The following is a 24,024-nucleotide window of genomic DNA, read 5'->3' as shown; positions in this document are numbered from 1 at the left end:
CTCCGGCCGAGCCCCGCCGTCAGCCGAGGAAGGACAGCCGGACGGTCCGGCGCGGGTTGTCCCCGTTGGTGTCGACCAGCACCACCGACTGCCAGATGCCGAGCGCCAGTTGGCCGCCGATCACCGGCAGGGTGGCGTGCGGGGCGACCAGGCCGGGCACCACGTGGTCCCGGCCGTGGCCCGGGCTGCCATGCCGGTGGCGCCAGCGGTCGTCGGCCGGCAGCAGGTCGCGCAGGGTGGCGAGGAAGTCGTCGTCGCTGCCGGAGCCGGTCTCCAGCACCGCGATCCCCGCGGTGGCGTGCGGAACGAAGACGTTGAGCAGGCCGTCGCGCCCGGCGGCCCGTTCGTCGAGGAACGCGGCGCAGCGGTCGGTGATGTCGAGCGCGACCTCACGGCTGCCGGTGGTGATCTCGAAGGTGCTGCTCTGGAAGAGGGAGGTCGGGAACGTGCCGGTCTGGGGGGAATGGTTGTTGTCCGCCATGGCGCCATCCTGTCCCAGGTCAGCGGGCCGGGCGTACTCCCTCACCGAGTCGCCGTGCCGAAGGGGCGAACTCGCGTAGGGTGCAAGGTTCAGACCACCCGCCCCGTGCACCACACAGCACCCGGCACACACGGCCCGGCACCACCCACCCCCGGCGCCCGGAGCGCCTTCCGGCACCGCCCCGACACACCGAAGACCCGGCGGACCGGATGGTCCACCGGGTCGGTTCCCGACCGGGGCGGCGGGGAGGGACCCGTGCCACACCGGCCGGACCAGCCGCTAGCCGCGCCCGCCGAAGAGACTCCGCCGCAGCCGACGCAGCGGCGTCAGCAGCGAGATCCTGGTGTGGCGACGACGGGTCGTCGGGGCCTCGGCGCCGCGCGGCGTGAGTTCCCTTATCAACCCGAGCGCCTCGGCGGTGTCCACCGCCGGGAGTGCGGGCGCGCCGAGCACGGCCAGGTGTCGTTCGATCCGGCGGCCGGTCGTGCCGACACCGCACTGGACCGCCGGCACGCGGGGCCGAGTCCGCACTTGCATGTGTTCCATCAGTTTTCCCACCCCTACGAGGCGCCAGGGCCGTGAGGCGAAGACTATCCGTGACGGACGGCCTTCGCGCAACCGTCCTCGGTGTTGTGCCACCGTACCGTGCGGCGTCAACTGACGAAGCACCAGGGGCCGCTCGGCCGGTCACGACTAGGCATCAATGATGGTGCACGACCAGCCGTCCGTCACCAGGGCGGGCAGGCGCGGGCGCGGCAGCCGTACGCGCGGCACGCGCCCGGCGCACGGCGGCACCCCGACGGCGCCACGGCCCGCGGCCCACGGCCCGCGACCCGCCCGGCACGCCACCCACGGCCCGGCCGCACCCCACCGTCGCGGCCCCCGTCGCCATATAGGGGACAACCGCCACATCGACAAAGCGATCATCGGGGCGTCCGCCGAGCACGCCCCACCCGCACGAAGGGCGCCGCCGAGGCCGCAACCGGTCGACTTCAGGAAGTGAACACATTCGAGGGATTGACTCCCGCCGATCCTCCAAGCAATATCTGATGCACGCGCCGGTGCCCGCACCGCACTCAAGCGCGTGTTCGAGTGATGAAGAACTCCGGCTCCAGCGAGCCACTGCCAGGCCGCCTCGACGCTGCGGCGGCCAGGCTCGCGCGGTGCCCGGACCGGCGGTCGGCCGTAGAGGGTCGGCCGGACCGCCACCTGACTGCCGGTGCCGCCCCGCGAGGGGCCCGGCACCGGCGGTTCCGGGTCCGCCCCGGACATCCACCCGGCCACCTACCGGAAGCCCCCGGGACGCCCACCGGACACCCCGCCCGAACGCCCCCGCCAGGCCCGAGCAGCCCCGCCCCGGACGTCCGCGCAGGTCGCACCCGGTGGATCGGTACACTCGGCCAGCGTGTCCCTCCTCCTCAGCATCGTGCTCCCGGTCCACGGCGTGGAGCGGTACCTCCCGCGCTGCCTCGACTCGATCCTCGGCGACACCCCCGCCGAGGAGACCCGCTTCGAGGTGATCGCGGTCGACGACCTCTCCCCCGACGGCTCCGGCGCGATCCTGGACGCCTACGCGGCCCGCGACAGCCGGCTGCGGGTGACGCACCTCACCGAGAACCAGGGCCTCGGCGGCGCCCGCACCGCCGCCCTGCCGGACGCCCGCGGCGAGTACGTCTGGTTCGTGGACAGCGACGACTGGGTGCCCGAGGGGACGGTCGGCGCGCTGCTGGACGAGCTGGCCCGCGAACGCCGCCGGGAGACCCCCGCCGACGTGCTGATCACCGACTTCACCCACGTCTACCCGGACGGCGGGACGGAGCCCAACCCCTGGCGCCACGTGCTGACCGGCTCCCCGCTGGTCGAGGGCTGCACGCTGGCCGAGCACCCGGCGCTCTTCCAGACCGTGATGTCGGTCTGGAACAAGCTGTTCCGCCGCGCCTTCCTGGACGGCCTCGGGGTCTCCTTCGGCCGCGGCTACTACGAGGACATCTCGGTCACCTACCCGGCGCTGCTGGCCGCCGAGCGGCTGCGCTACCTGGACCGCCCCTGCTACTTCTACCGGCGCGGCCGGGACGGCGCGATCACCGCCACCGCCTCCCCCAAGCACGCCGACGTGTTCGCCCAGTACGACGCGATCTTCGCCTTCCTGGACCGCCCGGACCGCCCCGGCCGGCCCGTCCCGGAGACGTTGCGCACCCTGGTCTTCGACCGGACGGTCCGCCAGGCGCTGAACGTCTACGACACCCCCGGGCTGGTCCCCACCGACCGGCGCAAGGACTTCTTCCAGCGGATCGCCCGGCACTTCGACCGCCACCGCGCGGCCGGCTACCGCTTCCCCGGCGGAGTGCGCGGCGTGCAGTACCGGCTGGCCGCCCGGGGCGCCCGGATCGCGTACGCCGAGCTGCGCCGCACCGGTCGGCTGCCGCGCGAACTCAGGCGCGGGGCGAGGGCGGTGGCGCCGGCGGTGAAGAAGGGGATGCGCAGCGGCGCCCGGTTCACCGCGTACAACGCGTTCCGCCGGCTGCCGCTGGACGAGAACCTCGCGGTCTACGCCGCGTACTGGCACCGGGGTTACGCGTGCAGCCCGGCGGCCATCTACGAGAAGGCGAAGGAGCTCGCCCCGCGGATCCGGGGCGTGTGGGTGGTGGAGAACCGCACCCAGGCCGCCACGCTGCCGCCGGGGGTGCCGTACGTGATCGTCAACACCCCCGCCTACCTCAAGGCGATGGCGACCGCCAAGTACTTCGTCAACAACGTCAACTTCCCCCGCACGATGACGAAGCGGCCGGGCACGGTGCACGTCCAGACCCAGCACGGCACCCCGCTCAAGGCGATGGGCATGGACCTGCGCGACCACCCGGCGGCGGCCGAGGGGATGGACTTCGAGCAGCTCCAGGAGGCCGTCGACCGCTGGGACTTCCTGGTCTCCCCCAACCCGCACACCAGCGGGCACTTCGCCCGCGCCTTCCCCGGCCGGTACGAGATGCTGGAGACCGGCTACCCGCGCAACGACCGGCTGGCGAACGCCACTTCGGACGAGGTCCGGGCGATGCGCGAGCGGCTCGGGCTGCGGCCGGACACCCGGGCGGTGCTGTACGCGCCGACCCACCGCGGCAGCAAGGGCGGCTACGTGCCACTGCTGGACGTCGAGGCGCTGGCCCGGCGGCTGGGCCCGGACTTCACGCTGCTGGTGCGCACCCACTACTTCCACGCCGACGGCCCGGGCGACCTGTCGGGCGCCGGTGCGGAGTCGGCGCGGATCGTGGACGTCTCGGCGCACCCCACCGTCGAGGACCTCTACCTCGCGGCGGACGCGCTGGTGACGGACTACTCGTCGATGATGTTCGACTACGCGGTGCTGGACCGGCCGGTGGTGGTCTTCGCCCCGGACTGGGAGGAGTACCAGCGGGAACGCGGCGTCTACTTCGACCTGTTCGCGGAGCCGCCGGGCGCGGTCACGGTGGACGCGGACGGGCTGGCGCGGGCGCTGCTGGCGGGCGATCCGGAGCCGGCGGCGCGGGAGCGGTTCCGGGCGAAGTTCTGCGTCTGGGACGACGGCGGGGCCGCGGAGCGGGTGGTGCGCCGGGTGTTCCCGGTGGAGAGGTAGCCGCCCCCGGTACGGGAGCAGCGGCGGGGCCTCCGGACGGGGCCGGTGCCGTCGGTACGGCGACCGGCCCCGTCAGCGCGAGCTCAGCGCTGGCGGGCGGCCAGGAACTCCTCGAAGGTCAGGACGCCGTCGTGGTCGGTGTCCATGCTGTGGATCAGCGCCTCGGCCATCGAGAGGGTGACGTCGTGGTCGCCCATCTCGTTGGCGGCAAGGGCGTACTCGGCCGCGGTGATCCTGCCGTCGCCGTCCTTGTCGAAGCGGTCGAAAAAGGCCTTGATCGCCTCGGTGGTCTCCATCGTTCCCTCCTGGGTACTGCGGGGTGTTGCTCGGTTCGGACGGCCGTACCCTACCCGGCCGTGGTGTTCACCACGGTCGGCGGGAGTGGACGTGCGCGGGGGTGGGTGTCGTAGTCTGCGGATCTGATTGCAGGCCCGGGCTCCTCCCGGGCGGTCGTTCGTCCAGGGAGGGAATCGTGCTCGACCTCGCCACCAAGTTGGTGCTGAAACCGGTCTCGCGGGGGATCTGGCGGCCGGTCATCGAGGGAATCGAGAACGTGCCGCGCAAGGGCGGGGTGATCCTGGCCAGCAACCACCTGTCGTTCATCGACAGCGTGGTGATCCCGCTGACCGCCCCGCGCCGGGTGCACTTCCTCGCCAAGGCCGAGTACTTCACCGGCACCGGGCTCAAGGGCCGGCTCTCCAAGGGCTTCTTCGAGGCGATCGGCGCCGTGCCGGTCGAGCGCGGCACCTACCGTTCCGCGCAGGCCTCGCTGGAGTCGGCGCTGGAGATCCTGGAGGACGGCAAGGCCTTCGGCATCTACCCCGAGGGCACCCGTTCGCTGGACGGCCGGCTCTACCGGGGCAAGACGGGCGTCGCCTGGCTCGCGCTGACCGCGGGCGTTCCGGTGGTGCCGGTGGCGCTGGAAGGTCCGGAGCAGATCCTGCCGGTGGGCAAGCGCGTGCCGCGGCTGAAGAAGGTGACGGTCCGCTTCGGCGAGCCGCTGCACTTCGACGAGCTGCACGGGCAGGCCCGCTCGCTGAAGGCCCGTCGGCAGGTGACCGACGAGGTGATGGCGGCCATCCAGCGGCTCTCCGGCCAGGAGGTCGCGGAGAGCTACAACGAGGTCCCGAAGGCGGCCTGACCGGCGCCCCGCGCCGGCGTACCGTCACCGGCGCCCAGTCGGCGGCGCCCAGTCCTCGGCTCCTCGGCGCCCAGTCGGCGGTGCCCGGCGCCGGACACCGCCCGGGGTGCGTCACAGGTGCCCGAGCGCGGCCGGCTCCGGCCGGCCGGCGGCCTCCGGCGCCTCCCGGCGCAGCAGCGCCGCGTACCGCCCGTCCAGCGCCACCAGCTCCTCGTGGGTGCCGAGTTCGACCACCTCGCCGTGGTCCAGGACGGCGATCTGGTCGGCGGCGCGGACGGTGGAGAGCCGGTGCGCGATGGTGATGGTGGTGCGGCCGGCGGCCAGGGTGTCCACGGCCTGCTGGACGGCGCGCTCGGTGCGGTTGTCGAGCGCGCTGGTGGCCTCGTCGAGGATGAGCACCGGCGGGTTGCGCAGGATCGTCCGGGCGAGTGCGAGGCGCTGCTTCTCGCCGCCGGAGAAGCGGTAGCCGCGTTCGCCGACCATGGTGTCGTAGCCGTCCGGGAGGGCGGCGATGGTGTCGTGGATCTGCGCGGCCCGGGCGGCCTCGACCAGTTCGGCGTCGCTGGCGCCGGGCTTGGCGAAGCGCAGGTTCTCGGCGACCGAGGCGTGGAAGAGGTACGTCTCCTGGGAGACCACGCCGACCGCGCGGGCCAGGGTGTCGAAGGACAGCTCGCGCACGTCGACGCCGTCCAGGGTGACCCGTCCGCCGGTGACGTCGTACAGCCGCGGGACGAGGTAGCTGAGGGTGGTCTTGCCGGAGCCGGTCTCGCCGACCACGGCCAGTGAGCTGCCGGCCGGGACGTCGAGGTCGACCCCGGTCAGGGTCGGGCGCTCCTGCGCGGGGTCGTAGCGGAAGTCCACGCCCTTGAAGCGGACCTCGCCGCGGATGTCGGTCAGGGTGACCGGGTGGGCCGGCTCGTCGATCTCCACCGGCAGGTCGAGGTACTCGAAGATGCGCTGGAAGAGCGCGAGCGAGGTCTGCACGTCCACGCCGGTGGAGAGCAGGCTGACGGTCGGGCGGAAGAGGCCCTGCTGGAGGGTGACGAAGGCGACCAGGGTGCCGACCGAGACGATCGGCGAACCGGCGGCGGAGGTCAGCCCGGCGGCCCAGTAGATCAGCGCGGGCATCGCGGCCATCACGATCTGGATGGTGTTCATCCGCCAGCGCCCGGCCATGCTGGCCCGCACCTCCAGGCCGGCGAGCTGGTCGGACTGCTCGGTGAACTCGCGGGCGAGCGAGCCGGAGCGGCCCATCGTGCGGCCGAGCAGGATGCCGCTGACCGAGAGCGACTCCTGGACCGCCGAGCTCATCGCGGCCAGCTGCCTCTGCCGCTCGGTGGTGATCTTCTTGCGCTCGTGGCCGACCCGGCGGCTGATCCAGACGAACAGCGGGAGCAGCAGCAGCGAGACGACGGTCAGCCGCCAGTCGAGGGCGACCATGGCGACGACGGAGGCGATCACCGCGGTCAGGTTGGAGACCAGGCTGGTCGCGGTGGACGTCACCGTGGACTGCATGCCGCCGATGTCGTTGGCGATCCGGGACTGCACCTCGCCGGTGCGGGTGCGGGTGAAGAACGCCAGCGACTGCCGCTGGAGGTGCTCGTAGACGGCGGTGCGCAGGTCGTGCATCACGCGCTGGCCGACGGTGGTGGAGATCAGCGTCTGCAGGACGTTGAAGATGCTGTTCACCACCGCGGTGAGGATCATCCCGAGGGCGAGCAGGCTGAGCAGCCCGGTGCGGCCCTGCGGGATGGCGGTGTCCAGGACGGCCCGGAGCAGGAACGGCGAGACGACCGAGACCACGGCGGAGGCGGCGACCAGCAGCCCGACGGCCGCCAGGCGGCCCCGGTACGGGCGGAAGAGCGCGAGGATGCGGCGCCACTCGGCCGGTGGGCGGGGTTCGCCCTCGGCGCGGTCGGGCGGGGTCCAGTCGATGGCGGTGGGCCTCAAGGACGGGCCTCCCTGGGTGGGACGGTCGGGTGGGCGGCCGGGCGGGGGCCCGCATAGCGAGGATAGCTCATAGTTAGACAAGCTAATAGTGAGGGTTGCCCTATTCCTCGGAGCTCCCGGTCCCAGCGCCCGCCCCGGGGCCCCGGCCGTCGCCGGAACCCGACCGCCCCCGGCCGGCCCGACCGGCCGGCCGCCCCGGCTGTCAGTCGGCCCGGTAGGTGCGCGCCGCTTTCGAGGAGAGCCCGCCGAGCTTGCCGGAGGGCAGCACCCGGGCGATGGCCACCGCGGCCTTGTAGCGCTTGCCCGGCACGGAGACGGACCGGCCGCGGGCCAGGTCGCGCATCGCCTCGTCCACCACCCGCTCCGCGGAGAGCCAGGACCAGGACGGGATGTTGCCCGTGCCCATGCCGGCCCGCTCGTGGAACTCGGTCCGGGTGAAGCCCGGGCACAGCGCCATCATCCGCACGCCCGTCCCGCCGAGGTCGCGCAGCACGCCCTGGGTGAAGCTGACCACCCAGGCCTTGCTCGCGCCGTACGTGCCGCGCGGCAGGAAGGCCGCCACCGAGGCGACGTTGACGATCGCGCCGCGGCCGCGCTCCCGCATGCCGGGCAGGGCGGCCGTGGTCAGCCGCAGGACCGCCTCGACGTGCACCTTCAGCATGTCCAGCTCGTCCTGGAGCGGAACGGTCCCGAAGGCGCCCTTGTTGCCGAAGCCGGCGTTGTTGACCAGGAGGTCAACCGGGCGGGCGGAGTCGGCGAGCCGGGCCTCCACGGCGCCGATGCCCTCCTCGGTCGCGAGGTCGGCGGTCAGCACCTCCGCCTCGATGCCGAACCTGCCGTGCAGGTCGGCGGCGGCGCGCTCCAGGCGCGCGGTGTCCCGGGCCACCAGGACGAGCTGGTAGCCGCTGCGGGCGAGCCGGCGGGCGAAAGCGGCTCCGATGCCGGCGGTCGCGCCGGTGATCAAGGCTGTGGTCATGCCCCCGACGGTACCGACTCCCCGCATCCGAGCCCACACCCAGGGCAACGTCCCAGCTCAGCGGGTTGCGGATGCAGATCCCCGAAGGGGCTCGTAACGTCGAACAGGGGCACCGTCCGACCGGGCGGTGAAATCCAGATGAGGAGGCACATCTGATGCTTACTCAGTTCAGGACCGAAACGGCTTCGACGTCACACAGCGCGACGCTGGAAGCCGAGACACTCGCGAGCCTGATGGTGGAGGACGAGGCCGTCGTGTCCGACGCGCCCACGTACCTGCCCGAGGCCGCCGGCGCGGTGCTGCTCGCCGCCCTGCTGCTCCTCTCGCCGAAGGGCCCGAAGGAGAAGCCGACCCGGTAGGCCGTCTTCTCCCCTTTCGGGCCTCGTGCCCGTGACCAACCCTCCTGAAGGGGGACCCGATCGCCATGCCAACCGCCGAGACCCCTCTCCGTGACGAGTACGCCGCGGCGGTCGAGCGGGTGGCGGACCGGACCCTCGCCGTCCTCCGGGACGGCGAGGGCACGGCCGCACTCGCGGACCCCGACACCCTCGTGCCCCGCCCGTTGCTGGCCGCGGTACGGGTGCTCGGCGCGGACGTGTTCGCACCGCAGCTGCTCACCGGCGCGGAGCCCGACGGCACCACCGCCGCCCTGCTGGCCGAGGCGCGAGTCGCCTTCCCCGCCCCGACCCCCGCCTCTGCGGAGGCCGCCCTGGTGATCGGGTGGCAGGACTGGGCGGCCGGCCGACTGCTCGCCCGCACACCGTACGGCGCGGCCGTGCGAGCGCCCGCGCCGCTGTCCGGGCCGCAGGACGTGGGCTGGCAGACGTGGTCGAAGCGGATGGCCCAGCTGTCCTCGCTGGCCCTGCCGACACTGGACGGCCCGATGCACGACGCCGCCCGCGCGCACACCCTGGACCTCGCCCGCGGCACCGTCCGCTGCATGCTCCGGCGCGACCCCACCACCGCCGTCCGACTGGCCCGGTGGCTCGCCTGGGCCGAGGCGGAGGGCCGACCGCTCCGGCTGGAGATCGAGCCCGTGCTGGACCGGATCCGGCTGGCCGGCGACGGCACCTCCCGTTCCACCCTCGAACTCACCATCGCCCAGAGCCTGTTGAACGGGGCCCGGAGATGACCGACACCGCGGTGCTCGCCACCGCCCAACAGCTCGGCTCCCGGTCACTGGCCTGGCTGCACGCCGGCTACCAGCGCGGCTACAGCCGGCTGGAGGAGAGCACCATCGTCGACCTGGCCGACCCGGAGGACGTCTACAAGCCGCTCTGCGAGGCCGCCCTGGCCTCCTCCCTGGTCCTGCGCGACGGCGTGGCCGGCCCCCACGACGCCCGTCTCGCCCAGGAGCTCCTCGAAGCCGCCTGGGCCCAGCTGGGCGAGGGCGACCTGCTGCTCGAACGGCAGCTGCGGCACGTCACCCTGGTCGACCCGCTGGAGACGTACGGCCACTTCGCCCGCTCCGGGTACCGCCACGCCGCCATGGAGGAACTGCTCACCTCGATCGGCCGGCTCCGGGCCGTGCACGCCGTCGAGATCCAGGGCAGCCGCCACCTCGCGCTCGCCAACGCCCGGCGGATCGCCGGCCTCGAACCCCAGCCGGACTGGCCCAGGCTGGCCCGGAACACCTGGCTCGGCGCCCTCCCCGAGCCGTGGACCATCGCCTGGGTGATCGCCTACCAGGTCACCCACACCGTCTTCCACCTCACCGACTGGGGTGCCCGGCCCGAGTGCCTGCCCGAGCCGATGCGCGACTACCTGCGCGACTGGCTGCCGGTCTGGCTCGACATCTGGCTGGAGATCGAGCAGTGGGACCTCGCCGGTGAACTGCTCATCGTGGACTCCTGCATCGGGGAGCCGGTGACCGGACGCGCCGGCTGGGAGGCGCTGGCCGCGGCCCAGCAGGCGGACGGGATGATCCGGTGCGAGGGCTCCGCGCCCGACAACGACGACCCGGAGGAGGACTTCCGCCAGCACTGCCACACCGCCGTGGTCGGGGTCGTGGCCTCCACCGTCACCCTCTCCCGGGCGCTCGGCGGCACACCGGTGGCCCTTTGAGCCGGCCGGACGTGAACGGACGTGATGCGGCGAGCGGGCCGGACGTGAACGGGCCCGACTCCGAAGGCGGGCCGGACGTGAACGGGCCTGACGCCGACGGCGGGCCGGACGAGAGCGGGTGTGACGCCGGCGACTTGGACGCCGCCGTCGCGGCGGTGGTGCGGGCCGCCCGGCCGTACGCCACCGCCGTGACGGTCGCCCTGGTGCGCGGCGACCAGGCTGACGTGCGCTGCTTCGGGCGGACCGGACGGGCCCCGGCCGCTCCGCCCTGCACCCCCGGCACCGTCTTCGAACTCGGTTCCGTCAGCAAGACCTTCACCGCGCTGCTGCTCGCCGAGATGGCCGCGCGCGGCGATCTCTCCCTGGACGATCCGGTCGAGCACCGGCTCCCGCGCTGCTGGCGCGCGGCGAAGGTCCGGTCGGCGGAACCCATCCGACTGCTGCACCTGGCCACCCACACCTCGGGCCTGCCCGGGCTCCCCCCGGGACTGCTCGCGAAGGCCGTCCCGGCCTGGTTCAGCAATCCGTACGAGACGTACGGCGACGAGCAGTTGAGGGACGGCCTGGCCCGAACGACCGTACGGACAAAGCCGGGTAGCCGGTACGGTTACTCCAACTACGGGGTCGGCCTGCTCGGCCGGGTGCTCGCCGAGACGGGCGGGATGCCGTACGGGGACCTGCTCGCCGAACGGGTCTGCCGCCCCCTGGGACTGCGCTCCACGACCTGCGACCCGGACCCGCCGGGCCGGGCCGTCGGGTACCGGCGCGGACGGGCGCTCCCGCCCTGGCGCATCCCCGGGCTGCCGGGCGCCGGCGCCGTCCGGGCCGACGGGGCCGACCTGCTGCGCTACCTCCGGGCGCACCTGGACGGCGGCCCGCCGGCGGGCGCGGGTGACGGAGCGCCGGCGGACGCGGGCGGCGGGCTGAACGGCGGGCTGGGTGCCGCGCTGCGGGACGTCCAGCGGCTGCGCCTGCGGCTGCCTCACTCGGCCGACCGGATCGGCCTGGTGTGGATGCACCGCCGCTCGGGCGACCGGGACCTCTACTTCCACAGCGGCGGCACCCGGGGGTTCACGGCCTTCGTGGGTTTCTCGCCGGCGGGTTCGGCGGCCGTCGCGGCGGTGGCCAACACCGCTCCGGCGCTGGACGGCCGGTTCGTCCAGGCCGGCTACGAGGCGCTGCGGGTGGCCGGCGGGGCCGGGGCCCGCTAGGGCCTAGACGGCCACGGCCTTGGCGCGGTCGGCGGCGATGTGCACGGCGAGGCCGGCGAGGACGGTGCCCATCACGTAGCGCTGGATCCGCAGCCAACCGGGACGGCGGTTGAGGAAGGCCGCGATGCCGCCCGCGCTCACCGCGATCAGGCCGTTGACGGTGATCGCGATCGCGATCTGGGTCAGGCCCAGCAGCAGGCTCTGCGCGGCGACGTGACCGCGTTCCGGGGCCACGAACTGGGGCAGCAGCGAGATGTACATGATGGCGATCTTGGGGTTGAGCAGGCAGGTGAGGAAGCCCATCGTGAACAGTCGGCGCGGCGGGTCCGGCGGCAGCTGCTGCGGGGCGAAGACCGCCGTGCCGCCCGGTTTGACGGCCTTCCAGGCCAGCCAGAGCAGGTATCCGGCGCCGGCCAGCTTGATCGCGGTGTAGAGGGCGGGCACCACTGAGAACACGGCGGCCACCCCGGCCGTCACGGCGACCAGGTAGACCAGGAAGCCGGCCGCGACCCCGATCAGCGAGATCAGCCCGGCGCGGCGACCCTGCGCGATCGAGCGCGAGACCAGGTAGATCATGTTCGGCCCGGGAGACAGCACCATGCCCAGGGCCACGGCGGCGATGCCCAGCACGGCCTGGCCGTCCACGGCCGATGTCAACGCGTCCATGCGAGGAGGCTAGAGCGGGCGATCGGGTCGATGCAATGATGACTTTGCGCTCGGTGCAATGTGCCGAACGGACCGGTCGTCGTGGCGGCCGACTGCGCTGGGACCACGGGAGGGCCGACCGCCGATGGACGACTACCGCCTGATCGCCGACCGGATCGCCGCCGAGATCGCGGACGGGCGGCTGCGGCCCGGCCAGCAGCTGCCCACCCAGCGCGCGTTCGCCCGCAGCCGGGGCATCGCCGCCTCGACGGCGGGGCGCGTCTACCGGGAGCTGGCCCGGCGCGGGCTGACCGTCGGGGAGGTCGGGCGCGGGACCTTCGTCCGGGCCGGGCGGGCCCCGGACGGCGCCCCGGTGTCGCTCGCGGAACCGGCCACCGCCCCCGTGGACCTGGAGCTCAACTACCCCTCCGTCCCCGGCCAGGCCGAGCTGCTGGCGGGCGGACTGGCGCCCCTGCTGCGACCGGACGCGTTGGGGGACGCCCTGCGGCCGGTCGGCGCGGCCGGGACGGGCGCGGCCCGGCGGGCGTTCGCGGCTCTGGTGTCGGCCGCCACCTCCCAGGACGTCGCACGTGAGGTCGAAGGGGCCGTCGCTGGAGACACCGCCCGGGAGGTCGGGCCGGAGCGACTGCTGTTCGCCGGCAACGGGCGGCAGGCCATCGCCGGGGCGCTGTCCGCGCTGGTGCCGCCCGGGCAGCGGCTGGGCGTGGAGGAGCTGACCTATCCGGTGGTCAGAGCGGTGGCGGAGCGACTGGGCATCGTGCTGGTGCCGCTGGCCATGGACGAGTACGGGCTGGTGCCGGACGCGGTGGCGGCCGCTCACCGGGCCGGGCCGCTGCGCGCGGTGTACGTCCAGCCGCGGCTGCAGAACCCGCTCGGTACGAGCCTGCCGCCGGAGCGGGCGGCGGCGCTCGCGGCGGTGCTGCGCGGGCTCGACCTGCCGGCCGTCGAGGACGCCGTCTGGTCGTTCCTGCGGCCCGATCTGGCACCGCTGGCCGTACTCGCGCCGGAGCGCACCGTGCTCGTGGACAGCCTCTCCAAGCGGCTCGCCCCGGGACTGACCATCGGGTTCGCGGTCGTCCCGGCGGGCCTGCGCGAGCGGGTGGCGGGCGCGCTGCGCTCGGGCGGGTGGACGCCGAGCGGCTTCGCGCTGGAGGCTGCGGTGCGCTGGATCGGGGACGGCACGCTGGCCGCGGTGCAGGCGGCGAAGCGGGCCGACGCGACGGCCCGGCAGCTGCTGGCGCGCGAGCTGCTGACGGGGCAGCGGCTGCGGTCCGACCCGAGCTCGTACTACCTGTGGTGGGAGCTGCCGACGGGTCTGCGGGCGGAGGCCTTCGTCGCGCAGGCCGCGCGCGCCGGGATCTCGGTCACGCCCGCGGCGGCCTTCGCCGTCGATCCCCGGCGCTCGCCCTCCGCCGTCCGGGTCGGGCTCGCTTCCCCGCCTCTGCCGGTCCTGGCGCGGGCGCTGGAGACGCTGGCGGGGATCGCGGGCACTGACAGCTGACAGATTTCGAAATCTGTCAGCTGTCAGCTGTTAGTCATCGGCTGTCAGTTGTCAGTCGTCGGCTGCCATCTGTTCGCCGTCAGCCGTCGGTCCCCGCCCCGCTCCGGCTCCCCCGCACCGCCGTGTCCGCCGCGCCCCCGGCGCCGACGGCGCGCAGGCGGCTGGCGGCGGTGGCGGCGAGCTGGGGCGCCAGCCGGGCCACGTCCCGGGAGCCGACCACCGCGATCAGGCTCGGCAGCAGCCAGCGGACTGGCTGCATCCCGCGCAGCCACGCCTGGGCGTAGACGTGGGCGGACCGGCGGGCGATCCCGGCGACGATCCGGTCCACCGCGGGCTCCAGCGGGTACGTCTTGTTCGCCGGCCACGGCAGCCGGGAGCGCATCTGCTTCAGCACCGCGTCCTCGTCGGCCCCGCGCACCATGTCCGTGTCGGTCCAACTCAGGTACCCCACCCCAACCTTGACCCCCTGGAAGGCCACCTCGGCGCGGATCGAGTGGGCGAAGGCCTCCACGCCGGACTTGCTGGCGCAGTAAGCGCTCATCAGCGGCGCCGGGGTCAGCGCGGCGAGCGAGGCGATCTGGAGCAGGTACCCCCGGCTCTCGGCGAGCGCGGGCAGGAAGGCCCGCGCGGTGGCCACGCTGCCGAGCAGGTTGACCTCGATGACCCGGCTGAACGCCCTGTGGTCGCTGTCGGTCAGCGGTCCGCCGATCGCGATCCCGGCGTTGGCGACGACGGTGTCGATCCGCCCGTAGTGCTCCTTGATCCGCCGGGCGGTGTCCTCGAGCGCGTCGAGGTCGGTGACGTCCACCTCCCAGCTGGTCGCGGACGGGCCGCACTGCGCGGCAACGGCCTTCAGCTCCTCCGGCTCGAGCCCCAGCAGGGCCACCTTGGCTCCGCGCCGGGCGAGCTTGCGGGCCAGCGAGGCACCGACGCCGCGCGCGGCCCCGGTGACGACGACGACCTGTGCGGAAAACGGCGGGGTCGCGTTCATGCGACGGCGGTCCTCTCCTCGGCGGAATCGGAATCGGAAGCGGAGTCGGGAGCGGGAACGGAGTCGGAGACAGGCGCGGGCGCGGCGGCGGGCGCGGACGTCAGGTACGCGGAGGCCATCCGGTGGATCTCGGCGGCGACCTCCTCCGGACGCTCCAGCGGTGCCATGTGGCCGACCCCGGGCAGCAGCAACAGCCCCTGCGGGTCCTGGAGTCGGGAGACGATCCGATGGGCGTGCACCGGCGGGGTCAGCCGGTCGTCGGTGCCGACCACCACCGCGGTGGGCGCGGCGAGCCGGGCGAGCCCGGCGTGGACGTCCAACCGGTCCAGCACCGCGGCCCAGTTGGCGCGGACGGCGGTCGGGCAGGCGTGCACGATCCGGGCCGTCGCCTCGACCTGACCGGCGGGCGAACCTGGCCCCATGGTGGCGTACTTGAGCGCCGCCCGGCTGACCGGAGAGACCGGCCCTAGCGGCATCCGGGAGCGCAGCAGCTGCCGGTGCAGGAAGCGCCGCAGGCCCCGGGCGCGTACGGCGGGCGGCAGGACGGTGAGTTCGGCCACCAGGTCGCCCGGGCCGGTGGAGACCAGGACGGCCGCGGCGGTGCGTTCGGCGACCTCGGGACGGCCGCCGGCGGCCATGACGGTCATCCCGCCCATGCTGTGCCCGGCCAGTACGGCCCGCTCGCCCGCCGGAACGGTCCGCGCGAGTACGGCGGACAGGTCCTCGGCGAGCGCCCGGGTCGAGTAGCGGGCCCGGCTCGGCGGGATCTCGCTGTGCCCGTGGCCGCGCTGGTCGTACGCCACCACCCGGTACCGGTCGGCGAGTCGGCGGATGACCGGGGCCCAGAAGACGGTCGAGCAGGTCCAGCCGTGCGCGAGCACCACGGTGGGCGCGCCGGGCTGGCCGTGCACCTCGACGTGCAGCCGGATGCCGTCGGCCGACCGGACGCTCAACTCCTCCGCCGGGACCGGCGGTTCGTACTCCTCGGGCAGATGGACACGGGTCACGCGGAGACCTCCTGGACGGTACGGGCGGCGGCCGGTGCGCCGCGCATGATCAGCTCGTACTCGCCGAGGTCGATCCTGCGGGTGGCCCGGCGGAACGCGGTGGTGGAACCGGGCCAGAGCACGGTGTTCCTGCCGCTCGGGTCGAGGTACCAGCTGCGGCAGCCGCCGGTGGTCCAGACGGTGCGGTCCATCCGGTGCTGGAGTTCGAGGTTCCACTGCCGCTGGGCCCGCGCGGTGGGCTGCATCGCGGCCGCGCCGATCGAGCCGAGCGTGGTCAACGCGTCGATCAGGTAGTTCAGTTGGGACTCGATCATCAGGATCATCGAGCTGTTGCCGAGGCCGGTGTTGGGCCCGATGACGAAGAAGAGGTTCGGGAAGCCGCGCACGGTCGAGCCGCGCAGCGCCTCCATGCCGTCCTTCCACTCCTCCGCCAGGCTGGTGCCGTCGACTCCGAACACCCGGGCGCCGATGGGCATGTCGGTGACGTGGAAGCCGGTGCCGAAGACGATCGCGTCCACCTCGTGCTCGCTGCCGTCGGCGGCGACCAGCGTGGAGCCGCGCAGTTCGCGCAGGCCGGAGGAGACGACCTCGGTGTTGGCCGCCGCGAGCGCCGGGTAGTAGGTGTTGCTGAGCAGGATGCGCTTGCAGCCGATCCGGTAGTCCGGGGTGAGCCTGGCGCGCAGCGCCGGATCGGAGACGCCCTGGGCGATGTGGCGTTCGGCGAGCTGCTGGACCAGGCGCAGCAGTCCGGGGCGGCGCACGAACGCGTCCACCTGGAGCTCGCGGAGCGCGAAGAGGGTGCCGCGGCGGATCTTCGTGGTGACCGGCAGGCGGCCGTGCAGCCACTTCTCCAGCTGGGTGATCTCGCGGTCGCGGCGCGGCAGCACCCAGGCCGGGGTGCGCTGGAAGACCGTCAGTTTGCCGACCGCGGGCTGGATCGACGGGATGATCTGGGCGGCGGAGGCGCCGGTGCCGACCATCGCCACGCGCTTGCCGGTCAGGTCGAAGTCGTGGTCCCAGCGGGAGGAGTGGAACACCTTGCCGGGGAAGCCGGCCAGTCCGGGCAGGTCGGGGATCTGCGGGTCGGCGAGCGGTCCGGCGGCGGAGACGACGGCGTCGGCGGTCCACTGGCCGGCCGAGGTGGTGATCCGCCAGCGGGTCTGCTCGCTCTCCCAACGGGCTTCCAGGACTTCGGTGTTGAAGCGCAGGTGGGGACGGAGACCGAAGACGGTGGCGACCTTCTCCAGGTAGGCGCGGATGTCCGGCTGGCCGGAGAAGCTGCGCGGCCATTCGGGGTTGGGCGCGAAGGAGAAGGAGTAGAGGTGCGAGGGCACGTCGCAGGCGCAGCCGGGGTAGCTGTTGTCGCGCCAGGTGCCGCCGACCGAGTCCGCCCGCTCCAGGACCACGAAGTCGGTGATCCCGGCGCGACGCAGTCGGACCGCGGCGCCGAGGCCGCCGAAGCCGGAGCCGATCACCGCCACCCGGACGTGCGGAACGGGCTCCTGCGCAGCGGTGGTGTCGGTCGCTGCGGACGCGCCGGAGCGGGGGCGCTTGCTGCTGGATGCCATGCGGCAACCTCCTGAGGGTGGGACGGTGATCGTCGCGCTCTCCCGGAGCCCCTCGGCCCCGGAACCTCCCGGGGAGACTCGCCTCCGGGACCCTGCCAATCGCGCCAGCAATCACTGGCACGGTTGGCAGGGTAGCCCTTGCTGACACCGGATGGAAGAAGCACGACGGCTCCGGTTCGGGGAGCCTTCCGAGCCGGCGGTCCTATGCTGATCGCCGTGGACAAGGTCAGAGCTGCTGCGGGCGACAGAAAACGCGAGTACCGGGTGGAGGAACTGGCCGAAGCCGCCGGCATCACCACCCGCACCCTGCGCTTCTACCGCGAGCGCAAACTGCTGCAGCCGCCCCGCCGGGACGGCCGGATCGCCTGGTACGGCGAGGAGCACCTGGCTCGGCTGCGGATGATCGCCGAACTCCTCGAACGCGGCCACACCCTGGGCGGCATCGCCGAGCTGATCGGCGCCGGCGAGAGCGGTCGGGACGTCGCCGAGCTGATCGGGCTGGAGGCGGCGATCGTCGCGTCGTGGTCCGACGAGACCCCGGTGCGCCTGGACTGGGAGGAGCTGAGGGCCGCCTTCGGCGACCAGCTCACCGAGGAGAACACCGCCGAATCGATCGCCCAGGGCTACATCACCGTCGAGGAGCACGGCATCACCCACGTCAGCCGCCGGCTGATGGAGGCCACCACCGAGCTGGTGGCGGAGGGGGTGCCGCTCGCGGCGGTGCTGGAGGCGAGCCGGCGGACCCGGGAGCACGTGGACGCCATCGCCGAGATCTTCATCGAGGTGGTCAGCGAGCACCTGCTCAGCGCGCTGGCCGCCGACACCCCGCTCCCGCCCGGCACGGCGGCCCGGCTCACCGAGCGCATCATGCGGGTCCGGCCGCTGGCACGAACGGTCGCGGACGCCCAGTTCACCCTCGCGATGGACCGGCGGGTGCACGCCGAGTACGCGGAACTCCTGCGCCAGCGACGGGAGAACGGTTCCGAGGCGTAGCCGGGCCGCCGTGCGGGCAGGGATTCCGGCGCCCCGCCCGTACGTTGGAGGTGCCGCCGATGCCCCGACCGCTCAGCCGCCGCGCCGCGCTCGGCCTCGCCGCCGGACTCGCCCCGGGGCTCGCGCTCGCCGCCTGCGGGTCCGGCGCCACGGCGCCGAGCGGCGGTTCGGGCGCCGGTTCGTCCGGCACGGGCGGCACGGGCGGCACGGGCGGCACGGGCGGCAGCCGGACGGTCCGGCACGCGCGTGGCGAGAGCACCGTGCCGGCGCGGGCGAGCCGGGTGGTGGTCCTGGACACCGACGCGCTGGACTCGGCGGTCACCCTGGGCCTCAGCCCGGTCGGCGCAACCACCGTCGCCGCGGGCGCGTCCTTCCCCGCGTACCTGCCCGCCGAGCGGCTGGCCGGGACGAAGCCCGTCGGGGCCATCGGCCAGCCCAGCCTGGAGGCGATCGCGGCGCTGCGGCCGGACCTCATCCTGAGCAACCAGGTCCGCGACGACAAGCGGTACGACCAGCTCTCGAAGATCGCGCCTACGGTGCTCTCCGGGACCACCGGGCCGACCTGGAAGGAGAACGTCCGACTGCACGCCGAGGCGCTGGGCCGCCAGGCCGAGGCCGACGCGGCGGACGCGGCGTACCGGGCGAAGCTGCGGGACCTGGTCACCGCGCTCGGCGGGCCGGCCAGGGCGGCGGCCACCCGGGTCGAGATGGCCCGCTTCCTGGCGGGCGCGCCGACCAGGCTCTACCTGAACGACACCTTCGTCGGCTCGCTGTTCAAGGACCTCGGCCTCGGGCGGCCCGCCAACCAGGACAAGCCCGGCTTCTCCATGGAGATCAGCCCCGAGCAGGTGGACCAGGCGGCGGCCGACGTCATCTTCTACTCGGTGTACGGGGACGCGGCCAAGTCCGACCAGGGCAAGATCACCGAGGGAGCGCTCTGGAGGAACCTGGACGCCGTGCGCAGCGGGCGGGTGTTCCGGGTGGACGACAACCTGTGGATGCTCGGCATCGGCTACAGCGGGGCCGGGCTGATCCTGGACGAGATCCGCAGGGACCTGGCTCCGGCGGGCGGGTGAGGGGCGGCGCCGGGCGCCGAACAAATGACAGCCGACAGTCGACGGATTTCAGCGAACAGATGACAGATAACAGATGATGAAATCTGTCATCTGAAACCCGTCACCTGTCATCCGGCGCGCCCCACCGCCCGTCACCCCCGCGCGTACCGCCCCGGCCGCAGCCGCCCGGTGCCCGCGAGGAAGACCACGAACCCGCCGAGGACGATCCACCCGGGCCAGCCCGCCAGCGACATGGTGAGCGGGTCCAGCTCGGCGTCCGGGGCCGCGAACTCCCGGACCATCGTCACGCTCATGCTGCTGGCGAAGGCGTGTGCCAGCACCGCCGGGACGACCGACCCCGAGCGCAGCCTCAGCCAGGTGAAGACCGGCAGGACGAGCACGCAGCTCACCGTCAGCGCGGGCACCGCCAGGTACCAGGGCCGCCCCGGGTACTGCCCGCCCATCAGCAGGGTCGGCAGGTGCCAGAGCGCGAAGGCCGTACCGGTGAGCAGGTAGGCCCGCACCAGTCCCGCCGTACCGCCCCCGAACTGCAGCAACCGGGGGAAGAGGAAGCCCTGCCAGCCGATCTCCTCGCCGAAGAACAGCGGCAGCGAGAGCACCATCCCGATCAGCCCCTGGACCGCCCACGACCCGACCCGCCCCGCGTCCAACAAGCCGAAGCCGGCGAACGGGTAGCCGCCCACCAGTGCGCCGAGCACCAGTGTCGCGGCGGTCAGCCCACCGATGACCCCGAGCGGCAGCAGGAGGGCCCGAACCGCGCGGGCCCGTGGCCGCGGCATGCGCAGCGCAAGCGCCTCCCGTACCGCGCCGCCGCGCTCGACGAAGCGGACCACGAGCAGCGCCGCCAGCGCCGGGGCCAACATGGCGGCCGCGATGCAGAGTTGCTCCAGCATGCCGACCTCCTCCCGAGCGTCGGAGCGCCGGTATCCGTCGGCGAGCAGCGGCGTCATGGCCGCCCACATTCCGGCGTAGGCGAGCACCAGGTAGACCAGCAGGCCGCGTCGCCGGACGGCGCCCGGCAGGGTCGGCGTCGGTTGCGTGAGCCGCGTCGATGGCGTCGGCTGGGTGGGTCGTGTCATGCCGAGCACGCTACGGACCCGAAGGCTCACCCCGTAACCAAGTGCACTGCCGCTCCGGGGAGTTGTCCGCTACCACGCCGATGGTCGAGTTTTCTGGGTGGACAAGGGCCCACTGGAGGTGCTCGTGCGCGCCCCGCGCCCCACCGACCGTCACCCTGCGTCCCGCGAACCACCGCGGAAGCTGCAGCGGGGCAGGAATTGACGTATCGTCAGGCCTCACGCGGCCGGGGCGACGGTGGTCCGCTCACCGTCGCCCCCGCCGTACTCCCGCCGACCGCCCACCAGTGCCCGGGAGCCCGTTCCGTTCACGTTGGCGGCTGACCAGGCGGCGGCGACGGCATTGGACTCCACGCTGGGGGTGGGAACGGCGTGGGCGTGGCCCGGCCGGCCACCGTTCACTGGAAGCGCCACTCCTGGGCGGTGTTGCCGGGGGTGCAGGTGACCATCGTGACCGCGCCGCCGGGGCCGTTGTTGGTCATGCAGCTCTGGCCCTGGTAGTCGGCGAGGGTGTAGGAGCCGGCCGAACTCCCGGTACGGACACTCCAGTTGGTGAGGAAGCTGAAGCCACCGCTCAGGGTGACCTTCCCGTCCATCGTCTGGACCATCTGCGGGCCGCCGTTGTTGCAGGCGTTGAAGAGGATCCATGCGCCGGGGTTCGTCGAACGCACCCAGCCGTACTGCGCGTGGCCGCCGACCACGATCGGGTTGTCGCCGTTCAGGTTGTCGTCGCGCATCCCGATCGCGCGGCCGTCCTTCACGCTGACGATGGTGCTCCAGCTGGTGCCGCCGCAGGACGCGGGCCGGCTCGGGCTCTGCGGGGCGGTGGTGGTGCCGCCGCCGGTGGTCTGGGCCGGGGGCTGCGGGTTCTGGTTGGCGGGCGGGTTGGGCGGGTTGCCGCCGCCTGGCTGGTTCGCCTGACCGGCCGACGACCCGCCCGCGGCCGTACCGGTGCCCGTGCCGCCGGTCCGGCTGCCGCCCGATCCGCCGCTCGCACCGTTGCCGCCCTGACCCGCGGTCGGGACCGGAGGGACCGGCACCTGCGGCTGGTTCTGGGCGGCGCCGGGCGTCTGCTGGTCCGGGCCCGGGGTGGCCGCCGGGGTGTCGGTCGGCGCCGGGGCGGCGGGCGCGGTGGTGGCCGCGGGCGCCGCGGTGGCGGCGCCCGGGTTCACGGGGGCGGTGACCACCACGGTCGGCTGGGCGGCGGGCGGCTGGGCGGCATCGGAGTTGCCGGCGCCGCGGTCGATCAGGAGCACGGTCGCCGTGCCCACCGAGATGACGACGGGGATGACGACGGGCACCAGCAGGGTGCGCCGCGTCCGTCGGCGGCCGGGCTCGGTCTGCGCCTGCGGCTCCACCTTCGCGACCTCGTCCGGTGCCGGGGTGCCACCCGCGGGTGCCACCACGGCCCCCGCCGCGGCGGGCTCCGCGGCACCGCCCTTGGCCAGGTCCACGGCGCCGCCCTTGGCCGGCTTCGCCGCACCGCCCTCGGCCGCACCGCCGCCAACCGCCCCGTCGTCAGCCGCCCCGCCCACCGCCGCACCGCCGTCAGCCGCAGCACCGGCGCGGGGCCGGAGCGGGATGGTCCCGCTGTCTGCCGCACCGATCTCCGCGGGCCCCGGCTCGCCGACCGGACCGTCGACCCCCGCGCGCGCCGCACGGGCCGCCGCACGGGCCGCCGCCGCCATCTCGGCGGCGTCCGCGTACCGCTCCTCGGGCTTCTTGGCGAGCGCCCGGGCGACCAGCGCCCGCACCGGCGCCGGGAAGGTGTCCGGCAGTTCCGGCACCGGCTGGTTGACGTGCTTGAGCGCGATCTGGAGCGGCCCGTCACCGGAGTACGGCGGCTCGCCGACCAGCAGTTCGTAGCAGACCACGCCGATCGAGTAGAGGTCGGTGACCGGCCCGAGGTTCGCTCCCTCGGCCTGCTCCGGGGACATGTAGAGCGCGGTGCCGATGATCGCGAACGGCGCGGTGAGCTTGGTGCTGGCGAGCGCCCGGGCGATGCCGAAGTCGGTGATGGCCACCCGTCCGTCGGCGCGCACCATCAGGTTGGACGGCTTGATATCCCGGTGCACGATCTCCCGCCGGTGCGCGGCGTGCAGCGCGTCCAGGGCGCCGGCCACCAGGTCGAGGGCGCGCTCGACGGTCATCGGGCCGGTGTCCGTGAGCACCCGGTCCAGCGGACGGCCGTCGATCAGCTCCATGACGATGTAGGCGCAGCGTTCCTCGCCGTCGCCGCCGCTCTCGCCGTAGTCGTGGACGCCCACCACGCCGGGATGGTCGACTGCGGCGACCAGCTGGGCCTCGCGGCGGAAGCGCTGGGCCGAGGTGTCGTCCTCCAGCAGCTCCGAGCGGAGGATCTTGACCGCGACCTGCCGTGCCAGCACGGTGTCCTCGGCCTTCCAGACCGAGCCCATCGCGCCGCCACCGATCTTCTCGACCAGCTCGTACCGGCCGCCGAGCACGGTGCCCGCCCCGCTCATACCCCTGCTCCCCCGTGTTCCGTGCCCCGCCCCGACGGGTCATCGGCACACAGTGTGCCAGAGGGTGTCGCGGGCTCAGCAGCCCAGGTCCGAAAAGGAATTGAGCACGAATTGTCAGACCTTGAGGAAGTATCGGGCGTGATCCGCAACTTCTCGGACGGCCGCGACGACCGCCTTGGGCCGGTCGGCCTGGATGACGTGACCGGCGCCGTGGACGGTGCCGTGCGTCGCCCGGACGGCGCTCCTCGCCACGCGCGCCTGCAGCGCGGTCCAGCGGCGGCGCATCGGCCCGGGCAGGCCCCGGGTCGCGCTCAGGACCGCCACCGGCATCGCGAGCGGCCGCGCGGCAGCACGGCGCCGCCGGATCTCGGGTGCCGCGAGGGCCGCCATCCGCAGCTCGGCGAGAACGGCCCGCCGTTGGTGCCGGTACGCGATCACGGCCGCCTCGGCCCGGTCGAGCGGCCCCGCCGCTCCGGGTGTCGTCGACGGCGGCGACACCCGTGCCGGCACGGTCCGGAGCAGCCACAACCGGGTCAGTACGGCCTCGGCGACCCGGATGGACCGCGGCTGGAACTCCTCGTGCCCGGGGTCGACCAGCACCAGCCCGGCCACCAGCTCCGGCCGCTGCCAGGCGAGGAGTTGGGCCAGCTGGCCGCCCCAGCTGTGCCCGACCAGCAGGGCCGGTCCCGCGTCCAGGTGCCGCACCAGGGCGGCCAGGTCGGCGATCTGACCGTCCAGGGTCGGGGCGGTGGCACGCCCGGGTGCGCTGGCGCCGAGCCCGGCCCGGTCGTACGCCACCACCCGTCCGTACCGGGCGAGTTCGGGCAGGACGGCCGACCAGGTGAGCGCCGTGGTGCCGCAACCCGCGATCAGGACCACCGGCACGGCGCCGCCCCGGCCGGCCTCCACCCAGCGCAACGCCCTTCCGCCGCATTCGAGTTCGTCTGAGCCCGGCCCCCCGCCCTCGAGTCCCCCGCCCTCGAGTCCGCCGCAGTCGAGTTCACCGCCGCGCACGCCGCCGGGCAGGTGCTCGCCGAGCGCCCGCGCGATGGCCTCCTGGACGCTCCGCAGGCCCGGACCGGCGAGCGCCCTCCGTTCGCTCCGACTGGTGTTCATGAGCGATCCCCCTGGATCGGTCGTCCGGCCCCTCCCCCGGAGCCCGGTTCCGCACGGCCTGCGAGCTGGCCGGTCAACACCTCAGCGGGCCGGCCGGTCAACAGGCCGGCCGATCAG

Annotated in this window: 22 protein-coding genes; 9 read left to right on the top strand and 13 right to left on the bottom strand. The window is 73.9% G+C overall.

Annotated elements, in window-relative coordinates; translation table 11 throughout:
• Window positions 1–19: 19 nt before the first annotated feature.
• Together ACZ5GH_RS29235 and ACZ5GH_RS29230 are read right to left on the bottom strand one after the other, a co-directional pair.
• The gene (locus ACZ5GH_RS29235) at window positions 20–481 is read right to left on the bottom strand and encodes a YjbQ family protein (protein WP_387756806.1); all 462 of its coding nucleotides are present in this window, start codon (window positions 479–481) and stop codon (window positions 20–22) included.
• Window positions 482–760: 279 nt separating this feature from the next.
• Window positions 761–1,027: a hypothetical protein gene (locus ACZ5GH_RS29230; RefSeq protein ID WP_387756807.1), complete on the bottom strand. Its 267-nt coding sequence runs from the start codon at window positions 1,025–1,027 to the stop codon at window positions 761–763.
• Window positions 1,028–1,886: 859 nt separating this feature from the next.
• Between ACZ5GH_RS29230 and ACZ5GH_RS29225 the strand changes: the two genes are divergently transcribed.
• Window positions 1,887–4,088, top strand: a complete 2,202-nt coding sequence (locus ACZ5GH_RS29225) for a bifunctional glycosyltransferase/CDP-glycerol:glycerophosphate glycerophosphotransferase (protein WP_464335759.1) — start codon at window positions 1,887–1,889, stop codon at window positions 4,086–4,088.
• Between the two features lie 83 nt (window positions 4,089–4,171).
• Here the strand turns inward: ACZ5GH_RS29225 and ACZ5GH_RS29220 are convergent, their stop codons facing one another.
• Complete coding sequence (locus ACZ5GH_RS29220; RefSeq protein WP_387756809.1) at window positions 4,172–4,384, bottom strand: EF-hand domain-containing protein; 213 nt, start codon at window positions 4,382–4,384, stop codon at window positions 4,172–4,174.
• 176 nt (window positions 4,385–4,560) lie between these two features.
• Here ACZ5GH_RS29220 and ACZ5GH_RS29215 point away from each other — a divergent pair, with 176 nt between their 5' ends.
• Window positions 4,561–5,229 (top strand): lysophospholipid acyltransferase family protein, encoded by a 669-nt coding sequence (locus ACZ5GH_RS29215; protein ID WP_316524860.1) that lies wholly within the window; start codon window positions 4,561–4,563, stop codon window positions 5,227–5,229.
• A gap of 111 nt (window positions 5,230–5,340) precedes the next feature.
• On the opposite strand, the gene ACZ5GH_RS29210 is transcribed toward ACZ5GH_RS29215, so the two are convergent.
• Entirely contained in the window at window positions 5,341–7,179 is a 1,839-nt protein-coding gene (locus ACZ5GH_RS29210; protein WP_464335758.1) for an ABC transporter ATP-binding protein, read from the bottom strand.
• A 202-nt stretch (window positions 7,180–7,381) separates the two neighbouring features.
• Window positions 7,382–8,155: an SDR family NAD(P)-dependent oxidoreductase gene (locus ACZ5GH_RS29205; protein WP_387756811.1), complete on the bottom strand. Its 774-nt coding sequence runs from the start codon at window positions 8,153–8,155 to the stop codon at window positions 7,382–7,384.
• A 155-nt stretch (window positions 8,156–8,310) separates the two neighbouring features.
• Between ACZ5GH_RS29205 and ACZ5GH_RS29200 the strand changes: the two genes are divergently transcribed.
• From ACZ5GH_RS29200 to ACZ5GH_RS29185, 4 genes are all read left to right on the top strand, one after another.
• A complete protein-coding gene (locus ACZ5GH_RS29200; RefSeq protein ID WP_359821891.1) occupies window positions 8,311–8,514 on the top strand; it encodes a hypothetical protein in 204 nt (67 codons plus the stop codon).
• A gap of 65 nt (window positions 8,515–8,579) precedes the next feature.
• Complete coding sequence (locus ACZ5GH_RS29195; protein ID WP_387756812.1) at window positions 8,580–9,287, top strand: hypothetical protein; 708 nt, start codon at window positions 8,580–8,582, stop codon at window positions 9,285–9,287.
• Window positions 9,284–10,219 (top strand): DUF6895 family protein, encoded by a 936-nt coding sequence (locus ACZ5GH_RS29190; RefSeq protein ID WP_387756813.1) that lies wholly within the window; start codon window positions 9,284–9,286, stop codon window positions 10,217–10,219. The genes ACZ5GH_RS29195 and ACZ5GH_RS29190 overlap by 4 nt, the downstream gene beginning before the upstream one ends.
• Before the next feature lie 77 nt (window positions 10,220–10,296).
• Entirely contained in the window at window positions 10,297–11,430 is a 1,134-nt protein-coding gene (locus ACZ5GH_RS29185) for a serine hydrolase domain-containing protein (RefSeq protein WP_387756814.1), read from the top strand.
• Window positions 11,431–11,433: 3 nt separating this feature from the next.
• On the opposite strand, the gene ACZ5GH_RS29180 is transcribed toward ACZ5GH_RS29185, so the two are convergent.
• Window positions 11,434–12,096, bottom strand: a complete 663-nt coding sequence (locus ACZ5GH_RS29180) for a LysE family translocator (protein WP_387757770.1) — start codon at window positions 12,094–12,096, stop codon at window positions 11,434–11,436.
• A 124-nt stretch (window positions 12,097–12,220) separates the two neighbouring features.
• Here ACZ5GH_RS29180 and ACZ5GH_RS29175 point away from each other — a divergent pair, with 124 nt between their 5' ends.
• Complete coding sequence (locus ACZ5GH_RS29175; RefSeq protein ID WP_464335757.1) at window positions 12,221–13,597, top strand: aminotransferase-like domain-containing protein; 1,377 nt, start codon at window positions 12,221–12,223, stop codon at window positions 13,595–13,597.
• Between the two features lie 79 nt (window positions 13,598–13,676).
• On the opposite strand, the gene ACZ5GH_RS29170 is transcribed toward ACZ5GH_RS29175, so the two are convergent.
• Genes ACZ5GH_RS29170 through ACZ5GH_RS29160 form a run of 3 tightly spaced genes read right to left on the bottom strand, consistent with a single transcriptional unit; the run spans window position 13,677 to window position 17,163 of the window.
• Entirely contained in the window at window positions 13,677–14,588 is a 912-nt protein-coding gene (locus ACZ5GH_RS29170; protein ID WP_464335756.1) for an SDR family oxidoreductase, read from the bottom strand.
• Window positions 14,585–15,595, bottom strand: coding sequence for an alpha/beta fold hydrolase (locus ACZ5GH_RS29165; protein ID WP_464335755.1), 1,011 nt, complete (start codon window positions 15,593–15,595; stop codon window positions 14,585–14,587). Before ACZ5GH_RS29165 ends, ACZ5GH_RS29170 begins: the two co-directional genes overlap by 4 nt.
• Window positions 15,592–17,163: a flavin-containing monooxygenase gene (locus ACZ5GH_RS29160; protein WP_464335754.1), complete on the bottom strand. Its 1,572-nt coding sequence runs from the start codon at window positions 17,161–17,163 to the stop codon at window positions 15,592–15,594. The genes ACZ5GH_RS29165 and ACZ5GH_RS29160 overlap by 4 nt, the downstream gene beginning before the upstream one ends.
• A gap of 204 nt (window positions 17,164–17,367) precedes the next feature.
• On the opposite strand from ACZ5GH_RS29160, the gene ACZ5GH_RS29155 reads away from it, so the two are divergent.
• Both ACZ5GH_RS29155 and ACZ5GH_RS29150 read left to right on the top strand, forming a co-directional pair.
• Complete coding sequence (locus ACZ5GH_RS29155) at window positions 17,368–18,156, top strand: MerR family transcriptional regulator (protein ID WP_464335753.1); 789 nt, start codon at window positions 17,368–17,370, stop codon at window positions 18,154–18,156.
• A 59-nt stretch (window positions 18,157–18,215) separates the two neighbouring features.
• Window positions 18,216–19,232 carry an ABC transporter substrate-binding protein gene (locus ACZ5GH_RS29150; protein WP_464335752.1) on the top strand — a complete coding sequence of 339 codons (1,017 nt, stop codon included), beginning with the start codon at window positions 18,216–18,218 and terminating at the stop codon, window positions 19,230–19,232.
• 131 nt (window positions 19,233–19,363) lie between these two features.
• Here the strand turns inward: ACZ5GH_RS29150 and ACZ5GH_RS29145 are convergent, their stop codons facing one another.
• From ACZ5GH_RS29145 to ACZ5GH_RS29130, 4 genes are all read right to left on the bottom strand, one after another.
• The gene (locus tag ACZ5GH_RS29145) at window positions 19,364–20,311 is read right to left on the bottom strand and encodes a CPBP family intramembrane glutamic endopeptidase (RefSeq protein ID WP_464335751.1); all 948 of its coding nucleotides are present in this window, start codon (window positions 20,309–20,311) and stop codon (window positions 19,364–19,366) included.
• Window positions 20,312–20,527: 216 nt separating this feature from the next.
• Window positions 20,528–20,662: a hypothetical protein gene (locus ACZ5GH_RS29140; RefSeq protein WP_464335750.1), complete on the bottom strand. Its 135-nt coding sequence runs from the start codon at window positions 20,660–20,662 to the stop codon at window positions 20,528–20,530.
• A 44-nt stretch (window positions 20,663–20,706) separates the two neighbouring features.
• Complete coding sequence (locus ACZ5GH_RS29135) at window positions 20,707–22,791, bottom strand: serine/threonine-protein kinase (protein WP_464335749.1); 2,085 nt, start codon at window positions 22,789–22,791, stop codon at window positions 20,707–20,709.
• A gap of 114 nt (window positions 22,792–22,905) precedes the next feature.
• Complete coding sequence (locus ACZ5GH_RS29130) at window positions 22,906–23,907, bottom strand: alpha/beta fold hydrolase (RefSeq protein WP_464335748.1); 1,002 nt, start codon at window positions 23,905–23,907, stop codon at window positions 22,906–22,908.
• Window positions 23,908–24,024: the final 117 nt, after the last annotated feature.

Source organism: Kitasatospora sp. Xyl93 (genome assembly GCF_055383135.1).
Note: the sequence above shows the minus strand (reverse complement) of the source record. Positions and strands in the feature narration are given on the sequence as shown.